At 35.2% G+C, this 20,071-nt stretch carries 17 protein-coding genes; 13 read left to right on the forward strand and 4 right to left on the reverse strand.

Features of this window, described 5'->3' with window-relative positions; all coding sequences use genetic code 11:
* Window positions 1–308 precede the first annotated feature (308 nt).
* Together MHH71_RS26790 and MHH71_RS26795 are read left to right on the forward strand one after the other, a co-directional pair.
* On the forward strand, window positions 309–869 hold the full coding sequence (locus MHH71_RS26790; RefSeq protein WP_033799009.1) for a GNAT family N-acetyltransferase: 561 nt from the start codon (window positions 309–311) through the stop codon (window positions 867–869).
* Window positions 870–1,107: 238 nt separating this feature from the next.
* A complete protein-coding gene (locus tag MHH71_RS26795; protein WP_003198872.1) occupies window positions 1,108–1,335 on the forward strand; it encodes a hypothetical protein in 228 nt (75 codons plus the stop codon).
* 34 nt (window positions 1,336–1,369) lie between these two features.
* Here the strand turns inward: MHH71_RS26795 and MHH71_RS26800 are convergent, their stop codons facing one another.
* Window positions 1,370–2,695, reverse strand: a complete 1,326-nt coding sequence (locus MHH71_RS26800; RefSeq protein ID WP_018781578.1) for an ArsB/NhaD family transporter — start codon at window positions 2,693–2,695, stop codon at window positions 1,370–1,372.
* Between the two features lie 248 nt (window positions 2,696–2,943).
* Here MHH71_RS26800 and MHH71_RS26805 point away from each other — a divergent pair, with 248 nt between their 5' ends.
* From MHH71_RS26805 to MHH71_RS26815, 3 genes are all read left to right on the forward strand, one after another.
* Entirely contained in the window at window positions 2,944–3,294 is a 351-nt protein-coding gene (locus MHH71_RS26805; RefSeq protein WP_000407035.1) for a YojF family protein, read from the forward strand.
* A 15-nt stretch (window positions 3,295–3,309) separates the two neighbouring features.
* Window positions 3,310–3,972, forward strand: a complete 663-nt coding sequence (bshB2, locus tag MHH71_RS26810) for a bacillithiol biosynthesis deacetylase BshB2 (protein WP_003198867.1) — start codon at window positions 3,310–3,312, stop codon at window positions 3,970–3,972.
* Window positions 3,973–4,107: 135 nt separating this feature from the next.
* Window positions 4,108–4,365 (forward strand): YuzF family protein, encoded by a 258-nt coding sequence (locus MHH71_RS26815; RefSeq protein ID WP_006095483.1) that lies wholly within the window; start codon window positions 4,108–4,110, stop codon window positions 4,363–4,365.
* A 477-nt stretch (window positions 4,366–4,842) separates the two neighbouring features.
* Here MHH71_RS26815 and ltrA read toward each other — a convergent pair whose 3' ends face one another.
* Complete coding sequence (gene ltrA / locus MHH71_RS26820) at window positions 4,843–6,492, reverse strand: group II intron reverse transcriptase/maturase (protein ID WP_006096946.1); 1,650 nt, start codon at window positions 6,490–6,492, stop codon at window positions 4,843–4,845.
* Between the two features lie 1,753 nt (window positions 6,493–8,245).
* On the opposite strand from ltrA, the gene MHH71_RS26825 reads away from it, so the two are divergent.
* Window positions 8,246–9,637, forward strand: a complete 1,392-nt coding sequence (locus MHH71_RS26825; protein ID WP_033799840.1) for a M60 family metallopeptidase — start codon at window positions 8,246–8,248, stop codon at window positions 9,635–9,637.
* Window positions 9,638–9,935: 298 nt separating this feature from the next.
* Here MHH71_RS26825 and MHH71_RS26830 read toward each other — a convergent pair whose 3' ends face one another.
* Entirely contained in the window at window positions 9,936–10,304 is a 369-nt protein-coding gene (locus MHH71_RS26830) for a DUF3888 domain-containing protein (protein WP_098125710.1), read from the reverse strand.
* A gap of 451 nt (window positions 10,305–10,755) precedes the next feature.
* Here MHH71_RS26830 and MHH71_RS26835 point away from each other — a divergent pair, with 451 nt between their 5' ends.
* From MHH71_RS26835 to MHH71_RS26855, 5 genes are all read left to right on the forward strand, one after another.
* Window positions 10,756–11,616 (forward strand): N-acetylmuramoyl-L-alanine amidase family protein, encoded by an 861-nt coding sequence (locus tag MHH71_RS26835; RefSeq protein WP_006097365.1) that lies wholly within the window; start codon window positions 10,756–10,758, stop codon window positions 11,614–11,616.
* Window positions 11,617–11,869: 253 nt separating this feature from the next.
* A complete protein-coding gene (locus MHH71_RS26840; protein WP_078212090.1) occupies window positions 11,870–12,577 on the forward strand; it encodes an IS6 family transposase in 708 nt (235 codons plus the stop codon).
* Window positions 12,578–13,454: 877 nt separating this feature from the next.
* On the forward strand, window positions 13,455–14,642 hold the full coding sequence (locus tag MHH71_RS26845) for a nucleoside triphosphate hydrolase (RefSeq protein WP_033799582.1): 1,188 nt from the start codon (window positions 13,455–13,457) through the stop codon (window positions 14,640–14,642).
* Window positions 14,643–15,281: 639 nt separating this feature from the next.
* Entirely contained in the window at window positions 15,282–15,869 is a 588-nt protein-coding gene (locus MHH71_RS26850) for a GNAT family N-acetyltransferase (protein WP_018781857.1), read from the forward strand.
* 615 nt (window positions 15,870–16,484) lie between these two features.
* On the forward strand, window positions 16,485–16,967 hold the full coding sequence (locus tag MHH71_RS26855; protein WP_006097691.1) for an NUDIX hydrolase: 483 nt from the start codon (window positions 16,485–16,487) through the stop codon (window positions 16,965–16,967).
* Between the two features lie 369 nt (window positions 16,968–17,336).
* Here the strand turns inward: MHH71_RS26855 and MHH71_RS26860 are convergent, their stop codons facing one another.
* Window positions 17,337–18,188 (reverse strand): helix-turn-helix transcriptional regulator, encoded by an 852-nt coding sequence (locus tag MHH71_RS26860; RefSeq protein WP_006097690.1) that lies wholly within the window; start codon window positions 18,186–18,188, stop codon window positions 17,337–17,339.
* Window positions 18,189–18,310: 122 nt separating this feature from the next.
* Here MHH71_RS26860 and fabF point away from each other — a divergent pair, with 122 nt between their 5' ends.
* Window positions 18,311–19,546: a beta-ketoacyl-ACP synthase II gene (gene fabF, locus MHH71_RS26865; RefSeq protein ID WP_006097689.1), complete on the forward strand. Its 1,236-nt coding sequence runs from the start codon at window positions 18,311–18,313 to the stop codon at window positions 19,544–19,546.
* 130 nt (window positions 19,547–19,676) lie between these two features.
* Window positions 19,677–19,997: a GNAT family N-acetyltransferase gene (locus MHH71_RS30710; protein ID WP_078212092.1), complete on the forward strand. Its 321-nt coding sequence runs from the start codon at window positions 19,677–19,679 to the stop codon at window positions 19,995–19,997.
* Window positions 19,998–20,071 lie beyond the last annotated feature (74 nt).

Consider the following 20,071-nt stretch of genomic DNA (forward strand, 5'->3'; position numbering starts at 1 on the left):
TAGTTTTCTGAAAAAACAGGATGGAAACTTACTATACTATAAATCTTTAGAATAAAAAGTCAATAGTTAAAAATACAAGGATAAAGTAGTGAATATTAATCATACATCCATCAAGGGAAGAACTAAAAAGTAAGTTGAATGAATAATTCGAAAAGTATAAAATGAATGTAATCATATGAAAAGGAGCTGTGCCAATGTTATCGCTTATTGTAAATATCCCATCATTACTGAAGACTATGGAACAAGGGGATAGATAGTCCTGATAAACTACAGAGCTATCCCCATAATTGAAAAGGGGGATTTTTGAAATGAACACGAAATTGAACAATCTTTTTCTAGGTGAAAATATTAAGTTATCAGCAATCAGAGCTGAAGATATTGAACAAATGGCTATTTGGCAAGAGGATAGTGAGTATTTAAGAAATGTAGATACGGATATAGCGATTCTACAATCTTTACATGAAATAAAGGAAAATGAGCTATTAATAGGGAAAAAGTCAAATAGTGTTTCTTTTATGCTAAGAACGATTCAAGATGATAGTTTAATTGGCTTTGTGGCACTTCATAGCATAGAGTGGAATAATAGAGCTGGCTTGCTAGCAATTGGTATAGGTGATAAAAATTATAGAGGTAAGGGATATGGTACGGAAGGATTACGCCTTATTCTGAAATATGCTTTTTACGAATTAAACTTACATCGTGTAGGTCTCGATGTTATTTCATATAATAAATCGGCAATTGAAGTATATAAAAAGGTTGGATTTAAGGTGGAGGGAAGTATGAGAGAAGCTGTTCAGCGAGATGGGAAGAGCTTTGATCGCATCATAATGGGTATATTGCGAAATGAATGGATAGCCATGCTAGAATAATTTATCCCGCTATTTGCGGGATAGTAATTAGTGGGGGAAGAAAGAAACCTTACTGATTAAAGTTTCAATTTTTTCATAGCATATGGTGTTGTAACATATAAAATTAACCAATTGATGTTTATTATGAATGAAAATATTGCTATAAATACATTCAATAACATGCATGTGTTTTGCAGGATAAAGAATAATTCGTGTCGAAATTTTACAGTATATGGATTGGAATAAGGAGTCGTGTCAGATGAATTTAGAAAAACCAAAACCAGTAAATGAAGAGATAGCCGAATTAAAAGAACTTGTAAAAGAATTACATGGTAGTGTACATCAGCTACAAAGTGAAGTTCAGCAGCTTAGGCATGAAAAGCCGGTTGTTGAAGTAAGAAAAGGGGTTCAATTATCACCAACAATCGTTGGACAAATTGGTGGTATGATTTTAGGTGCATTGGCAATCATTGGGATATTTTGGTGATAAAAAGGTTTGCAGCAAATTGCTGCAAACCTTTTTACATTAAATAACGTAAATATATATAAGCATGTGATAATAATAATGCAATGATTGTTAAGGGTAAGCCAATTTTTAAGAAATCAAGGTAAGAAAATCCGTGTCCTTCGCGGTTAGCAATACCGGCAACAACTACGTTTGCAGAAGCACCAATTAATGTTCCATTTCCTCCTAAGCAAGCACCAAGTGATAATGCCCACCATAGTACTTCAATTTGAGGAGAATCAACAGAAAGTCCAAGTCCTGATGCTAAATCTTGAATCAGTGGAATCATCGTTGCGACAAATGGAATATTATCAATAGTAGCTGATGCTGCCCCTGATACCCATAAGATAAGAATCGCTGCAAAACCGATATCACCATTTGTTATATCAATCACTTCTTTTGCCAGAGATGAAATAAGTCCGATATCAATTAAACCACCAACAAGAATAAATAATCCAGCGAAGAAGAAAATTGTTACCCATTCTACATGAGCAAATACATCTTCTAATTCATGTTGTTTCACACCAATTAGCATGAGGAGCGTTGCACCGGTCATCGCGATAACTGCCGCATCTACATGAATAATTGAATGAAGAACAAACCCGAGAATTGTCAAACCTAAAATGGAAAGCGATTTTAGGAGTAAGCTTCGGTCACGAATATAGTCTTTTTCATTTAGTGCCATAAGCTTGGCAATTTGTTCAGATGTTGTTTTTAATTTGTTACGATACATAAGATAAATAATGCCTAATGTAACAATAGAAATGATAAGTACAATTGGCGTTAAATTAAGTAAAAAGGCATTGAAATCTAGGTGTTTATTAGCAGATCCAATCATTATGTTTGGAGGATCACCAATTAATGTCGCAGTACCACCAATATTTGAAAATAATACTTCAGAAATCAAATAAGGAACAGGTTGTACCTTTAAAATGCGTGTGATAGATAGTGTAACAGGAACGATTAATAAAACGGTTGTTACGTTATCTAAAAATGCAGAGCCGACTGCGGTTAATAGGGATAAAAATAATAAAATTCGAATGGGCTTTCCGCCCGCTGCTTTTGCTGCTTTAATGGCTACATATTCAAATACACCAGATTGACTCGTAATATGTACGAGAATCATCATTCCAATTAAAAGGGTAATGGTCTCCCATTGGATATGCGATGTAAAGGCAGTATGTAAGTCTACAATGCCAAAAATAATCATTATGGCAGCACCGAACAGTGCAATTACAGCACGGTTCAATTTCTCAGAAATAATAAATCCGTATGTTACTAAAAATACGGCGATTGCAAAATAATATTGCCAATTTGCTACTTCATGTGCTGAATGTTCCAACATGTCACCTTCTTTAAAATATGTATTAAATTGTCGAAATATATCCCTCCGCATAAACTCTATTGTAGCAAATTCAAAAAAGAAAGAAAACTATTTATGGATAGTGAGGGAATAGTAAAATTTCATATCTCGTATTAAAAATTAAAAAATAAAATACAAATTATTATGCAAAGTAAGTAATGTCCTCTATTATAGAGATAGCAATTTACATTGTTTTTGCGTAAAATGGTTTAAAGAGGTGAAATCCGATGGAAATAGTAAAAGATAGTGCTGTTATTCAACATGAAATCGAACGTTTTGTAAATAAAGATGTATATATTCATTTAGAAACGACAAATGGAGCATACGCTTCACATTTTAATGAAAAAATGATGACAGTCGGAGCGTTCATTCGAAATGCGATTATTCGTTTTGAACGAGGGAAAATAACAGGAACAAATCCATACCGAGTTGGTCTCAAAATGGACCATGGCTGGGTATATGCTGAAGGTATTACGCATTGGGAAGTAGACGAGCAAGATCGTCTGTTACTAGCGGGACATGATAATAAAGGGCGCTTAGCTGTAGCACTTGAGTTAAGCTTAACACCATTTAAATAAAAAGGAGGGGAAAGTATGGAAAGACATGTGCTTGTTGTATTTCCGCATCCAGATGATGAATCATTTGCAGCAGGAGGAACAATTAGTTTATTAAGAAAGCAAGGAGTACCTGTAACATATGCGTGCGGGACGCTTGGACAAATGGGACGCAATATGGGTAAGAACGTTTTTGCCAATCGCGAAACGATTCCAAATATCCGTGAAAAGGAATTAAAAGATGCGTGCGAAGCAATGGGCATTGAAGATTTAAGAATGCTTGGTTTCCACGATAAAACATTAGAATTTGAAGATGTAGATTTTGTAGCAGATAAAATTGAAACAGTCATTCGCGATGTACAGCCATCACGAATTATTACATTCTATCCAGAGCACGGTGTTCATCCAGATCATGATGCATTCGGCCGTGCTACCGTTCGTGCAGTCTCACGTATGCCAAAAGAAACACGTCCGGTCATTCATGCAGTTGCGATTACAAAAAATCGTGAGGAAGTATTAGGTGAACCAGATGTTGTCAACAACATTAGTGAAGCCTTCGAACAAAAATTAGCAGCTTTACGTGCGCATCGTTCACAAACAGAAGCGATGTTAGAAGAAACGGAAGTAAAGCTGCAAAACAAAGATGCTGCAACATTAAAATGGTTACAAATTGAACAATTTTGGACTTATAAATGGGAATAGGCTAGAGAATTTTCTGCTAGTCTTCCATACATACAAAAGCGATGTCACATTGTGGTATCGCTTTTTCTGTTAGATAGGTACTTCTTGAATGCAGGCCACATACACTACAGCAAATCTTGAAAAGAGGAGGGCCATATGTACTATTCATACGAAGATGTGTTCGGTTATTTTCGAGATGGTTATGAGATAAGTGGTGATGTGGTTGCACTTGTTGATCCATATGTTATACAAACATTGCAATCTATCGTTGGGAAAAGAATTGTAGTGGAAACAATTCGGGGAAGTGTAAATGGAACTTTGAGAAGTGTGAAGCCAGATCATCTTGTATTAGAAGAAAAAGAAGTGCCGGTATTTGTACGAATTCAGCAGATTGTGTGGTTTACGCCAGAGTAATTAATGAATTTAAATAGTCAAAAACACCTTTCTAAGTTTAGAAGGGTGTTTTTGGCGCATATTCATAAAAAGAACGTGACCCTTTCTCATTAACATAAGAGAATAGTAACGTGCTTTTAACTTCAAAAATAGTCTAAATCCTTAAGTTGATGGATGTGGGGCGGTACCCCATCGCCATCAAGTTAAGAAAAGCAAATACCCCAAAACGAAGAAAATGAGTTGAATTCTCATAAATAACTGTAAAATAATAAAATTTTCGTTTTGGGGGCACTTCAAAATATTAGCTTGATTGGCATGGGGTACCGCCAGCGTTTTGGAAAAACCCCACGCTAAGCAAAAAATACAATAAGCCGTCCATATGGACAGCTCATTTAGTCGGATAAGCGAGGGGCATCACTGCCCCTAACTCTCCTAAGAACCGTACGTGACAGCTTTCCCGTCATACGGCTCAAGCCTTCTTTTTATCCAAACAACTTCTTACTTGATGCAAGGTACATGTACTAGCTTTGTAACCTTATTTGAGTGTATTGGTAAATCACGTATAATAACCTTTTCTCCATTTTGTAGTGGTTGTCTGCATAATGCACAACGATACCCTTGTTTTTTCGCCAGTTTAATTCTATCTAAGGTATTTGTTCCATCAAAGACCTTACGGTCTCGCTTTTCCCAGTATTCTTTAAGAGTAGGGTCATCGGGACTGTTCTTATATAAGACCATCACATGCCGTTTAATTTTAAACCAAGGCATTTGTAAGAGCTGGATATTTGTTAGAGGACAGGTCGGAGTCCAAGATTCCTTGCCTCCGTGATGAGGCTTTTTGAAGTAAGTCTTCTTTATCCATTTCCATGATTTCTTAGGGTGCAATCGGATAAGATGTTTACATATTTTCTCGAAAATATAATGACCGATTTTATCATATGTCTTTTGAGATACGACATGTCTCCAATATTGTCCATACCCTCTAATAATTGGGTTTAACACTTTAATGAGTTCCCCAATAGGCTGTCCTCTCATGATGCGGAACGTATTCCTTATCTTTTCCTTTGCCTTCTTAACGCTATCTTTGCTGGGTTTAATCAGTAATTTATTCCCTTTCCACGTTTTGTACTGACGTACGGAAAAACCTAGGAAATCAAATCCCTCTTCAATGTGAGTCACCTTTGTTTTTTCAATACTCAGCTCAAGTCCTCTTTTATTCAAGTACGGTTGTATCTTTTCATATATGGATTGAGCCTGTTGTTTCGTTTCTGTTAAGACAACGAAATCATCCGCGTATCGAACAATCGCTATTTTGCATTTAGGATGAATTGCGTAGCTTTCATTGGATTTATATGTCTTTCGATATATAACGCCAAGTTCCTCCTCCATTCCGTGTAATGCAATGTTAGCTAGAAGCGGGGATATAATTCCTCCTTGCGGAGTTCCTTCCTTTGTTTCAGAGAAAGAATGTTGATCTATATATCCAGCCTCCAACCATCGCTGAATCAGTGTTTTTCCTGGAAAACTGTAAGTTTGTTTTCGTATCCAATGATGACTTAGATGGTCAAAGCATCCTTTAAAATCGCCTTCAAATATCCACTTTTTCTTACTGTTTGTGTTAATCTTATTAAAGATATTACTAATGGCATCGTGTGTACTCCGCTTCGGTCGGAACCCGTATGAGGCGGGGTCAAATCGTGCTTCCCATTGCGGTTCTAGCGCCGTTTTCACCATATTTTGATAGACTCTGTCTTTGATAGTTGGAATACCGAGAGGTCTCAGTTTTCCGTTTTTTTTAGCGATATAGGTTCGTTTCGCTGGCTTGGGAAGATGTTGAAATATACTGAGCCTCTTTAGCTGTCGGTATAATTCGTTTCTTTTTCCAGAATGAAGTGCTGTATAACCGTCTACTCCAGAGGTACGCTTTCCGTTATTCTGTTGTGTTACTTTTCTAATGGACAACAGTAAGTTAGCTTCACTCCGTAGGAGTAATCGTTGAAGTTTCCTGACTCTTCTAAGTTTCTTTTGTTGTTCGGCACGATAAATTCTTTGTCGTAGCTTCATCACATACTTTTGGACTGTATGCCAATCTACTGAATTCCAATTTGTATATGAAGCGTGCGCCGACGCTCGTTCTGAGGTGTTCATAACTGCACGCTCCTTTTCATCAAAAGTTAACCACAAATGTATTTATGTGTTGAAGACCTATGGGAAGTGGGCCCTCTTTCAAGTCTGTCATAATGTGTTCAAAAGGACGACAGTATCCGTTCAGTTATACATTTTTGCTTTCCTGTTACCTTTCGGTATAACGGCATTTGCTTTCTCCCATATCCCATACCCTCTGTTACATCGTTTGACCTTTCGATCTCTCTACTGTTTATACAGATAACATAGGGCTTACCAAGTTCCACATTCCACAGATGCGATAGGGTTAGGCAGGTTCTTTACTCCGAGCAAGATGCGGGACGCAGCACAGTAGTATTATGACCCTACTTTTCCTCTTGCCAATACCCAAGCAAAGCCATGCATTATCTTGAGCTAACGTTTACGAAGCTTACAAACCTTCACTCTCGTTTACCATACCTATCTTCTCCTAGCAGTGTTCCGGACCATGCATTTGTCCTCTGTTTCCGCATTTCCTCATGCAACCTACATTCCCGTTACCAGAAATACAGTTTCGGATGGAGACCTTCTTTGCGTCTAGAGGGGTAGCGTAAGCTACACTGTGGGAATGCAACTTCTTGTCGCACCATAATTCTCGTTATTGGTAGTTAGGTTTCTTTAGTTGAATGGGAATGTTTTGATCCAGTAGAAGAATGCAAAACCTCCAGCTACAAATAAAGCAGCTAAAATGAATGTTATTAGAGGTATTTTATTTTTCATACTTTTTCCTCCAATGATTTAATCTTAAGCTAATTTAGTTAATATAACATGCGTTAGCGGAAGTGAAATATTCACTTAACTTTTTTAATTATATATTCGTTTTAAATGACTATATCCCCTTTTGAAAGAAAGGATTTGTTATGTCTTTCTGTCTGTATACCGTATGCGTGTTCAGTTAACATAACGTCCTATTATCGGCAGCAAGAAAAAAGGCGAAATCTTATTCTCATAAGGGATTCGCCTTTTTCTTTTTCTATAATTCTATGCATATTTTTATACATTCCTATCCTGGCGCGGTTTTAGGGTTCTCCTTTGTTACTAAATGAGCCGAAAAACTGTATAAAATCTTGCATGCTCTTAGCGTGGCTTTTTTCCAAAATGCTGACGATATCCCTTTATGTAATTATACATATTAACGAAAAATACACTAAATGAATATTAAATATAGTAAAATATAAATTCTGACACGTTCTATAAATCAGATTCTTTTGAAAGGCGTAACATAGCAACCATTATAGGGGATGTGGCGTTACTCCGATACTGATCTCAAATCTCTTGTATTTTGTGAACTAACAATCTGGTGTATATAGGCCTCACCATATCAAAAAAAGAAAATTGTACGTTATCAAGACCTAAATTGTAAAAAGTCATAAAGAATAAAGGGCGATACATATTAGTTATGTATAAATGGAAGTAATAGCCATATAAATCCATTTTAATTCTTCGACATACCTACTATGCAGAATACAACATGATCTGCCTTGCTTTCTCATTTGGATATGGTGGGAAAAGTCATGACCGTTTCTATACGCGGCCAGATGCTCCCCTTCAAAATTATATATAGGTATAATTTTGAAGTGTATGAAATAAGAGAGGGGGGATAAGTAAATTTAAAAAAGTAGCCATAGTAAGAGGGGTTTTTATTGTATTAACATAATAAGATGATATAAAGGGCTAGTGAGGAAATCGGCGTTTCGTATGAACGTTAGAACGAATTTAAATGAAAGGAATGATTGATATGAACAAAAGAAAGAATCGTAAATTACAAAAACCAATGAAAGTATTTATGGCATCTGCTGTTTTGACAACGACATTATTTACATCTATGACTGTAAATGGTTTGAACATTCATGCTGAAACTACGCAAACCCAGGTGCAATATGAAGAGAGGACGTTTGAACTTCCAAGTACAGGACATTATATGGGTGAAGCAGCAAGAGAAAGAAGAAGTGAGCAACGAAACTATACGCCAACAGGAATCTATGTAAAACCGAATGAACAAGTCACAATTGAAGTATCGGGACTATCAGGATTAGACAAGCTTGGAGCAACTATTGGGACAAATGAATATGATAAAGAGGGGGGAAAAGCATTTCGTCTTTCCCCGGGTTCTAACACCATCTCCTCTCCAAACGGTGGTTTATTAGGGTTTGATAACTGTGAAGGGAAAGGAACCGTTAAGGTCAAAGTAACACAAGGTGGAAGTCCCGTTCCATTTTTTGAATTAGGAAAGCATACGAAAGTAGACTGGATTGCCATGATGGACAAATATCCAAATGCACCTGCTGTACAATTGAAATCTAAACGAGCAGTACTTACTGTTACTCGCGATAGTGCGAAGAAATATATTACGGATCAAGATCCTGTGCCCCTATTAAAAAAATATGATGAAATGATTCTAGCACAAGATAAAATATCGGGACTATCTGAAACAAGTTCTAATCCGTTACATCGTTCAACTCGCCGTCTTTGGGCTTTTGTAGAAAATCCTAACAACCCACCGGGCATGTACATGTATGCAGGTGGAGATGGAGTCGTATTTACTACTGCTTATGATGCAATTAAAAGTGCTTTAAATGCAAATGAATTTGGATGGGGACAAATGCATGAAGCAGGGCATACAAAGCAACAATACCCTTGGACGTGGGATGGAGTAGTTGAAGTCAATGTTAATATATACTCTTTAGCTGCACAAAAACAATTATTCCCAGGTCAACCAACACGTTTAGAAAAAGAAGGGGATTATGACAGAGCCTTTCAATACTTAAAACAAACAGATAAAGAATATGAAAATATTAATGACCCGTTTGTGAAAGTTGTTATGTTTTGGCAACTTCATTTAGCATATGGGGAAGATTTCTATCCAAATCTTCACAAACTATATCGAGAGTTGCCAAAAGACAAACTTCCAGAAACGAATGAAGATAAAATACAAGCCTTTATTTACAATACATCGAAAGTAGCGAAACAAAATTTACTGCCATTTTTCGATCAATGGGGACTGAAAGCATCACAAGAAACAAGAAAAAAAGTAGAAGCTTTGAATTATCCAACATTAACTGCCCCTATATGGGAAGCGACGGATGCGAAACCTGTTAAACCAACCGCTGCGTATGGTCCGGGAAAATAATGAAAGCAAGTGTGTGATCTAGCTAGTAGGGGGCACTATATCATTCTGGGAAAATTGTACGCTAAGGACTACAAAGCCTTATCATTACAGCTTTCTTTAAAGGCGATTGAGTGTTAAGAAAGATAAAAAGCTAAGTTTAATTGAACATTGATTTGTTTACACACTTTATGAACATGTTTATAGCTATAAAATGTTGATATTATTGTGTTTTAGCCTCTGTTTATAAACATAAGATTTTCTGAACAAATATCTTTTAACGTACATAAAAAAACAGTGAGTTTATACTTCACTGTTTTTTCTATTCTTGCTGTTGTTTCACTTCTTTAACTTTTACCCCACTGGGATCAATATTAAAAGTAATTGTTACTTTGTAACTCGGAGGATTATGAGCATTTACATAAGTATGATATTCAACTGTGACAAGAAAATTAAAAGTTCCTTTTGGATATCGCTCAACTTTTATAACTTTTGTCTCTGTTAAACTATATTGATGATATGTTCCAAGTTGCTTTCTAATAACTTGACTTGCATATGGAGCCAATAAAGTATTATAAGAATCATAAAAATCCTTATTACACACATTGGTTGCTTTCCCTTTCAATGGAGATATAAAGAAAAATGTTATTATAATTCCACAAAATATTATGGATAATTTATGTTTTAGCATAAAGTCCTCTCCAACCTATGTAATAGGATAAGAGTTAGGATATGCTGAAAAATAGTAATTATTCATTTTAATTTAACGTACAGGAAACTGCTCAAATGTGTCTGAAATGTGTCTAAACGTACAAAATTCCCGAAATGATATGGTGGGGCCATGCCCATCAACTTAAGAATTCAGAATTACCCTAAAACGAAAAAATAAGCTTTTTTGTTACAAGTTAGCACAGAATTTCGTTCTGGGGGTACTATAAAATTTTAGCTTGATGGCTATGTAGTGCTCATCTTAATGTAACAAAAAGGTAATAACAATTACCTATAAATTACTTTTGTTACATTGAATTGAAAAAAATTACATTTTTGTTACGAAAACTATTGATTGTATTTAAAAGTCATAATATAATTATTTTTGTGGAAATAAAAACTAAAATTATACATTATTTTGGGGGGCGTGGAAAATGAAGAAAGTTATTTTACCAATCTTAATGTCTACTATGTTTATAGTTCCTGCAGTTTCTCATGCAGAAAAAAATGGTATTACGAAAGATCATACATATGCAAGTGAGCAAGTTAAAGCAAAAAGTGGATGGATTCAGGATAAAGGAAAATGGTATTTCTTTAATGAAGATGGGTCTATGGCTAAAGGGTGGAAAAATATAACTGGAACATGGTATTATTTTGAAAATGATGGGGCAATGGTTTCATTTTCCCTAAAGAAAATTAATGGAAAAACGTATTACTTTGATGATAACGGCGCCATGATTACAGGATGGAAACGTTTTGAAGGAATGGATAAAACAAACTGGCACTACTTTAATGAAGATGGCTCCATGGCTACTGATTGGAATTACATCAATGGAAATTGGTATTATTTTTCTCAATACGGGTATATGGCTAAAGGCTGGAAAACTATCGACGGAAATTGGTATTACTTTAACGAAGATGGCTACATGGTTAAAGGCTGGAAATCTATCAACATGATTTTGTATTACTTTAACGAAGATGGCTCTATGGCAACAGACTGGGTAAAAGTGAATGGTATATGGTACTACATGAATACAAATGGGGAGATGCAAAAAGGTTGGATACAACAAAATGGAAATTGGTACTATTTCCATTCTAATGGCTCTATGGCAACAGACTGGGTAAAAGTGAATGGTACATGGTACTACATGAATGCAAATGGGGAGATGCAAAAAGGTTGGGTACAAGTATTCGGAAAATGGTACTACTTACAATCTAATGGTGCAATGGTAGTAGGAAAACATTTCATTGATGGAAAATGGTATTCATTCAATGATGATGGCGTTATGATGTAACAAAAGGTCTTTTAGACTGAATAAATGAACACCAGATATCTATTTTAAGATATTTCTATAACAAAAAAGACACCTGTGGGGGTGTCTTTTTTGTGTGTTATCTCTTCTTATTAATCTAGAAAAAATAACGTCTTTAAGAATAATGGGTAGTAAATATTCTGGTTCTGGTGCAAAAATTCTAAAACTTTTGCAAGTAATCTTCTAAACTTGGACATACTGATAGTATTACTCTAGAAAAAGGTGTGTGATCGGTATGAAAAAGGAAAATTTGTTCAAATGGAAGCATTATCAACCTGATATGATTTTATTAACTGTGAGATGGTACCTACGGTACAACCTCAGTTTTCGTGATTTGGTAGGAATGATGGAGGAACGAGGTTTGTCTATTGCTCACACCACCATTATGCGTTGGGTGCATCAATATGGACCTGAATTAGACGAAAGAGTACGACGTCATCTTAAGACGACAAATGATTCCTGGAGAGTCGATGAAACGTATGTGAAAGTAAAAGGTCAATGGATGTATTTATATCGCGCAGTAGATTCTGAAGGAAACACCATTGATTTTTATCTAAGTGAATCAAGAGATAAACAAGCAGCCAAGCGCTTTTTCAAGAAAGCCTTGGCTACTTCTCATATTTGTAAACCTCGTGTTATAACAGTAGACAAGAACCCAGCCTATCCCGTAGCGATTCAAGAGTTAAAAGAAGAGAAACATATGCCTGAAGGCATACAAATAAGGCAAGTTAAATATCTCGATAATATAGTGGAACAGGATCACCGTTTCATTAAGAAACGTGTACGTTCTATGTTAGGATCCAAGTCGTATGAAACAGCCACTTCTATATTGAGCGGCGTTGAAGCCATGCATATGATGAAAAAAGGACAACTTAACCTACAGGTGAAGTCTGCACAAAATGAAGTTGGGTTCATACATAAGTTATTTGGATTTGCATCATAATCTGTCATTGAATAGGCCATGTAGATTCTATATCTCTATCAAATGGTTTTTGCACCAGAACCAATATTGCTACACATTTATCAACCTGTTTATGCTTCTGTCAAACCTTGAAACGGAACCGTTTTTTCTATATGAAACGAGTTTCTTCCTATTTATAATGGTACTTTTCATAATGCTTGAAAATGATAACTTATATAAGGTTTCTGATAGGGACAGGAGTCATGGCCACTACCTCTTTTTTACTCTTTATAGGAGCAGTGAATGAAGTCCTTTCTGATCCTTTGCTATGTGTATGATTTATCAAGTGATTTTTACACATTGTTTAGTATTTGTATATAGTCACTTTTAATATAAGGGATATAAGGGGAGTCTGTAAATGATTTGTAGAAAATTGTAGAAAAACTTTTAAAATTAAAAATGTAAATGTTTCCAAATGTAAATTCTATCTTGTTTTTTTTATTTTCATTCTTTAATTTATTTAGTAGGAGTGAACAGATGCTCCAATTTTTTAATGGAACAGGCTAAAGGAAATAGAAGATAAAATGGAGTGTAATGTGTGAACATCCGTACACTTTTTCGCTAATTTCCCCCTAAATCTTAAGGAAAGTGAATAAGCGGTTGTTTCATATTACGTGGTTACCACACCAATACAAGTGATACAAAACTCCTTTTCGTTTTTCAAAAGAAATATTTGTGAGTTCTATGTAAATGCCCTTTATATATATCACTAGATTGATAGAGCCTCATCCAAATTATCTTCCTTTCCCCTGTTTTGTTTTGCACCCTGAAATTTTTTATCGCTACTATTCGTAACAATAAAAAATTTCAGGGTGGAATGACAAGTCACAATTTTATGGATGCAGGAGGCTACATACATATGGGTATGATGCGAAAAATTTTGATGCAAGCGATGATGCTTGTAATCATGGTTATGATGAGCGTGGTGTTTAGTAAAGAAGTAGGTGCGGAAACAAAACATATTGATTGGATTGAAAGTGTTCATGTGACGCCAAACGAGGTGCTCTTTGGTAAAGAAATCAACGTTCAAATTCGTGTTGAGGTAAATGAAGAAATCGTAAAACCAAAAAAAGGTGAAGTACTTCAGGTAGAATATAGTCTTCCTTATTTAAATGAAGAGGAAGAAGAACAATACCAAATTATATACTTAAACTATAATGAACAAACCAAAAGATATGAGGCTATTTATAAAAGTGAATTCAATTATGAACAAATCGGTACGTGGGCAATTCATAAGATTTCTCCTTGGTATAAATCATTAGTGGCATATAATTCTAATGTATATGAAGAAATCGAGCTTGCAGATTATGAGAGTTTGGAAGATTTAAGTGATGGTGACATTACATTACAAGCTCCTCCAGTTGGTTGGAATTATATAGAGTTGAATGGGACAAGCCATTGGTATTATGTTGATGCTGAAACATTAGAACTTGCTACTGGTTGGCTGTACGAAGGCGGCAAATGGTATTACTTAGATGAATATACAGGGCAAATGCAAACTGGCTGGATGCTAGTCGATGAAAAGTGGTACTACCTTCAAGATAACGGTGAGATGTTGACCGGTTGGAAACTGATAAATGAGAAATGGTATTACTTAAAAGACAATGGAGAGATGGCATTAGGATGGACAAGGGTAGATGGAAAACGTTATTACTTTAAAGACAACGGTGAAATGGCAATAGGTTGGATAGATGATGGAATAGGTTGGAATTACCTAGAAAATAACGGAGAAGCAAAAACAGGCTGGTTATATGAAAATGGAAAGTGGTATTATCTAGATCAAAATGGATTGATGGCTACTGGCTGGCTAAAAGAAGGAAACAGTTGGTATTATCTAAATCAAAATGGATCGATGGGTACTGGCTGGCTAAAGAAAGGGAAAAGTTGGTATTATCTAAATCAAAATGGATCGATGGCTACTGGCTGGCTAAAAGAAGGAAACAGTTGGTATTATCTAAATCAAAATGGGTCTATGGCTACTGGCAAATTGTTTATTGATAAAAAATGGTATGAATTTGCAGATAATGGAGTCATGATTGCTAGTTAATAAGCCTTACCATGTTGAAAATAAATTTTAAGTTCAGAGATAAATTAGATATATTTTAACCGGTTTCTTGCATGTTGTGGAACCGGTTATTTGTTTTATTGGTTCTGTTGCAAAGTTTCTTAACAGGGGTACCGCCACATGCCCATCAACTTAAGAATTCAGAATTACCCCAAAACGAAAAAATGAGCTTTTTTGCTACAAGTTAGCACAAAATTTCGTTCTGGGGGTATTTACTTTTCTTAGCTTGATTGCGATGGGGTAGCACCAACAAAACGCGAATTTCGTACGCTAAGCGATTTTTCGCATAGAAAAAGCCGATTCTCTGTACATTAAGGGATAATTGTGGATTTAAAATAAAGTCGCGACGTTTATAAAAACGTTGCGATGCTCTACCCCTTTAGATGGTTATCTAAAGGGGTGTTTTTATAGTGAAAAGGAAAAGAACATCTGAATTGAAAGATAGATTAAGGAACTGTGGAGTGGTAATAAGTTATTCCGTTAAACGTCCATATTATGGAATATGTGATTGTATAAATAATTAAATTTTGAGATAATTGTTATTAAGGAAAAGGGAGTTAAATGGAATAAGGTTGCTCAATAAAAGAAGTAATGAAAATATGACTTACAAGGGGAAGAGTTATGAAGCATAAAACATCAGAAAGATTATTTAGAATAGATTGCGGAGATATCTATCTCCAAGAGTTTTCCATTAAAGATGCAGATAGTATATACAGAATTTCAAATCAACCCGAAATATTTAAGTTCTTGCCAGACTGGAAATCAACAAAAGAACAAAGGGTAGATTGGGTTACCAATTATGAAATACCAGCAAATAAAGCATTTCTTGATGCCGCTGTAAATACATCAAACATAGATGGTCATTTTTTAAAACTAGGGGTATTTGTTAAGGAAACGGATGAATTTATTGGTTGGTGCTGTACAGGTATTAAAGATGAGCTACCTTCACCGAATAGAGAAATTATGTATGCCATTTCAAGTGAATATCAAAAGAAAGGATACGCTACTACAGCGTCTACAGGATTGATTAACTATTTGTTTACAAATACAAATTTAGATGTCATTAACGCAGTAGCTTTAATTAACAACGTTTCATCAAATAAAGTTATTGAAAAATGTGGATTTACTTATCTGAGTCAACAGACAATAGAAAGCGAATTATACAATCACTATATATTGAATAAATCAGAGTGGATGAAAAATCATTAATAGAAAATGTTGTTGTTCCAGAAAAGAGCGCTATTATTGAACAACATAGGGGTCACCATACATGCCCATCAACTTAAGAGCGAAAACAAAATAAACTTTCGTTCATATAAGCTAAAAAACTCTTAAAATATTTTGTGTCCTTAAAAATGAGGGTTCTGGTGCAAAAACTCTAAAACTTTTGCAAGTAATCTCTTAAACTTGGACATACTGATAGCATTACTCTAGAAAAAGGTGTGTGATTGATATGGAAAAGGAAAATTTGTTCAGAACAAGTCTGTCCAAATTCAAAAACAATTTATTCATAAATTATTTGGTTTATCTTCATAAGCTAGAAATATAGAGGAAATTGTTACTCTATGTTTCTAACTAACATTTTCGCACCAGAACCAAATTAACTAAAAAAGAACTTGTAAAAAAATTAATTCATGCAGAACAGTATATTGTTGAAAATAACAAAAATTGGGTAACTAATCATTTCGAAAAATTTAAGTAGGTTACATTCTTTTCTCAGTATCATTTCTAAGATTCTTCAACTAATGGGACAGGTTAGTCGAAGAAGGATTGTAGAATTTTTCCGAGATATTGAATTGAACCACTGAATTTAGGAGCGCATTTATGGAGGTTTGGGATGTTTACGATAAAAATAGAAATAAAACAAATAAAACTCATGTACGTGGTACTCCGTTAGCAGTTGGTAATTATCATATAGTTGTCCATGTCTGGATAAGAAATAAAAAAGGTGAAATTCTTCTAACGAAAAGACATCCTGATAAACCTCATCCTAATCTATGGGAATGTCCAGGTGGCTCTATATTAGTAGGTGAAAATAGCCTTGATGGTGCTGTACGAGAGGTGAAAGAAGAAATCGGGATTAACTTGTCTCGGTCTAATGGAAAACTGATAGAGAGCGAACGCAGGGATGTTTACAATGATTTTTATGATGTATGGCTTTTTAACCAAAGCTTTGAAATTACAGAAACCATACTTCAAAAAGATGAAGTAAGCGATATTAAATGGGTAACAAAATCAGAGCTTGAAAGTATGTATAATTCTAATTGCATAGTACCAACTCTTAGTTATTTTAAATTAATCTTTTAGCAAGTCTTTCTTTAACAAATGTAGCCTTGGAATAAAGTTTGATTAAATTAACTTAATAAACCTTGATAAAAGAACAAATAGAAAAAGCGTGTTTTGAAAAAATTGATTAAAACACGCTTTTTTTATATTCAATTGAATCATCCTTTTATAAAAAAGTTTGATAATTTTTGTGATTCTTGCTCAATTAAAGCGCCCTATAATGGAATACCGAAAATAGAAATCCGAATGCAAATTAGCTTATTTTCCTTCAACTAACGCCATCCACCCATAGAACAAAAGGGCAACAGTAAAGTTAACTCTTTTCCCATAAGGAATAATGACTTTGTTCAGTAATCAGTATCATTTCGCTAATGTAATGAACTTACTTTATTAATTTTCAACGGAAACCCTCTTCATTAATCGCTTTAATTTATTCTCTGTATCTGTTTCCTCTACTGGCGTATAGATACTGCACCGTAAATCCATATCACCTTGAACTTGAAGAGAAGTTAAATTAAACAACATTTTGCCTGCTTTAGCATGTCTGAATTCAATTATCATGTCTGGAGCCTTACTCACTTGACTTTCTTGCCATAAATCCTGGAATTCTGAATGTGAATGACTCATTTCTTTAATAAACTGGCTGTACCATTCATCGTCTAAATAGCGTCCATAATAGGTACGGAAAATAGCAAGAAAACCTTTCACAAAATGTTCCCAATTGACGGCCAATGCTTTTAATTCTTTTCGAGTGAACACTAAACGAATCAAATTTCTTTGATCATTCGGTATTTGTTCAAAATCTAAAAAAACATAAGCAGCTGCAGGATTCCAGCCCACAATATGGCAATGTCGATCCGTAATGATAGTCGGACAATATGTTAATTCAGCTAGTATTCGTATTAAAGAAGGGCTAAGCTTTGAGTGATCCTTTTTTGGACTTGTAATTTCTGAATTTGTTTCTAATGCCAGGTCATATAAGTAGTCTGTTTCATCATTATTTAATTGCAAAGCATTAGAAATACAATCAAGTACGATTGTAGAAACCTTTATATCTCTTCCTTGCTCTAGCCATGTATACCAAGTGGTGCTTACACCTGCTAACTGTGCAACCTCCTCTCTTCGTAACCCAGGTGTTCTTCTCCGGGTTCCGGCAGGCAAACCAATAGACTCTGGACTAATTTGGGCGCGCTTAGCTTTTAAGAATGCCGACAGAGCTTCAAGCCTAGTTTTATTATTCATTTTTAAAATTCCTTATCATATCAATTTAACCTAGTAGTAGTTATACTAGGATAAATCCCCCCTTGTAATAGGATAAAATGACTGTAAAATACAAGTATATTATTGATTGGAGGGAATGCAAAGTGGAAAGAGTTGTGATTACTGGTATGGGAGTAGTTTCTCCTATAGGAAACGACATCGAAACATTTTGGAACAATCTAATTAAAGGGGAATCTGGTATAGTCAATATCGATACTTTCGATGTTACCAATCATAAAACAAAAATTGCGGGTATCGTCCTAGGTTTTGATGCAGATGAAGTTTTAGGAAAGAAAGAAGCAAGACGTTTAGATCGTTTTTCTCAATTTGCTTTGGCTGCAGCTGAACAAGCTTGGTCAGATTCTAAGTTAGACCTCAATCGTATAGATGTAGAAAGGTTAGGCGTATACGTAGGTTCAGGTATCGGAGGGATTGAAACCTTGATTGAAAATGTTGATGCGCTTAGGCAGAAGGGGCCAAGAAGAGTCAGCCCAACTCTAGTACCTGCCATAATGTCTAATGCTGCTGCGGCACAAATTAGTATCAAGTGGAATGCGATGGGACCTTCTATGTCACCTGTTTCTGCTTGTGCAATTGGAAATACGGCTATCGGAGAAGCCTTTAGACTAATTCGTTCTGGAGAAGCTGACGTTATATTTGCGGGTGGAACAGAGTCAGCTATTACAGACTTATCAATAGCAAGCTTTGGTAACGCTACAGCATTATCAACAAGAAACGATAATCCCACTAAAGCTAGTCGCCCATTTGATGAAAATCGAGATGGATTTGTCATGTCAGAAGGAGCTGGAATTCTAATCTTAGAATCTTTATCTCATGCTTTACGTAGAGAGGCAAAGATTTATGCAGAAGTCATTGGATATGGTGCAAGTTCAGATGCACACCATATCGTAGCTACACATCCGGAAGGTAAAGGCGCCTATCTTGCAATGAGATCAGCTTTAAAAAATGCTAATATATCGCCTGAAGAAATTGATGTTATTAGTGCCCATGCAACAAGTACAAAAGTGGGGGATATCTCTGAAACGATGGCTATTAAGCAGCTGTTTGGAAAACAAGCTTATCAGATTCCAGTAACAGCTAATAAATCTATGCTTGGACATATGTTAGGGGCAGCTGGTGGAGTTGAAGCAATTGCTTTAGCAATGAGCTTAAAGGAAGGGATAGTTCCTCCAACAATTAACTTAGAAAATCCTGATCCATTATGTGATCTGGATTATGTACCATCTGTTGCTCGCCAAGTGAAAATAAATATGGGACTATCTAACTCATTTGGTTTCGGAGGTCATAATGCAGCTATTGTTTTAAAGAAATACGAGTGAATAAACTTTCTCTCGTCAATCTGACCGTTTCCTCTAGAAACGGTTAGATTTATTCAATTAAATGGCCCGATTGCGGAACAAAAAAGTCCTGCATATCATACAGGATTTTTAATCAAACTTTACTGAGAAAATAGAAAACAAGGAATTATATGTATTAAAAAATAAAACTGAGTTAGTTGGAGTTTTTGTACTTGATGAATGGCAACCTATAGAATGGTCAAATATCCAATGGTCTTATAATGAAGGAGCTTATTTTGTTATACATTCATTTTGTATACATCCAGATCAACAAAGCAATGGCTATGGAAAAGCAGTTCTAGATTTTTGTGAAGGGTTAGCAATTCAGCGGAAATATACGGGTATCCGCTTAGATGTTTTTTCAAAAAACGATGTTTCTCAAAAGTTCTACGAAAAAAAATGGATATGTAAAAAAAGGAGAAGTTATTTTTAAGTCAAAACCTGTTAACAATCAAGTCTATTTCTGTTTTGAAAAAATAGTTACACATAATTTTCCGCTAAAAATAG

The sequence above is a fragment of the Bacillus sp. FSL H8-0534 genome, from assembly GCF_038005885.1.
Lineage (GTDB): Bacteria > Bacillota > Bacilli > Bacillales > Bacillaceae_G > Bacillus_A > Bacillus_A pseudomycoides.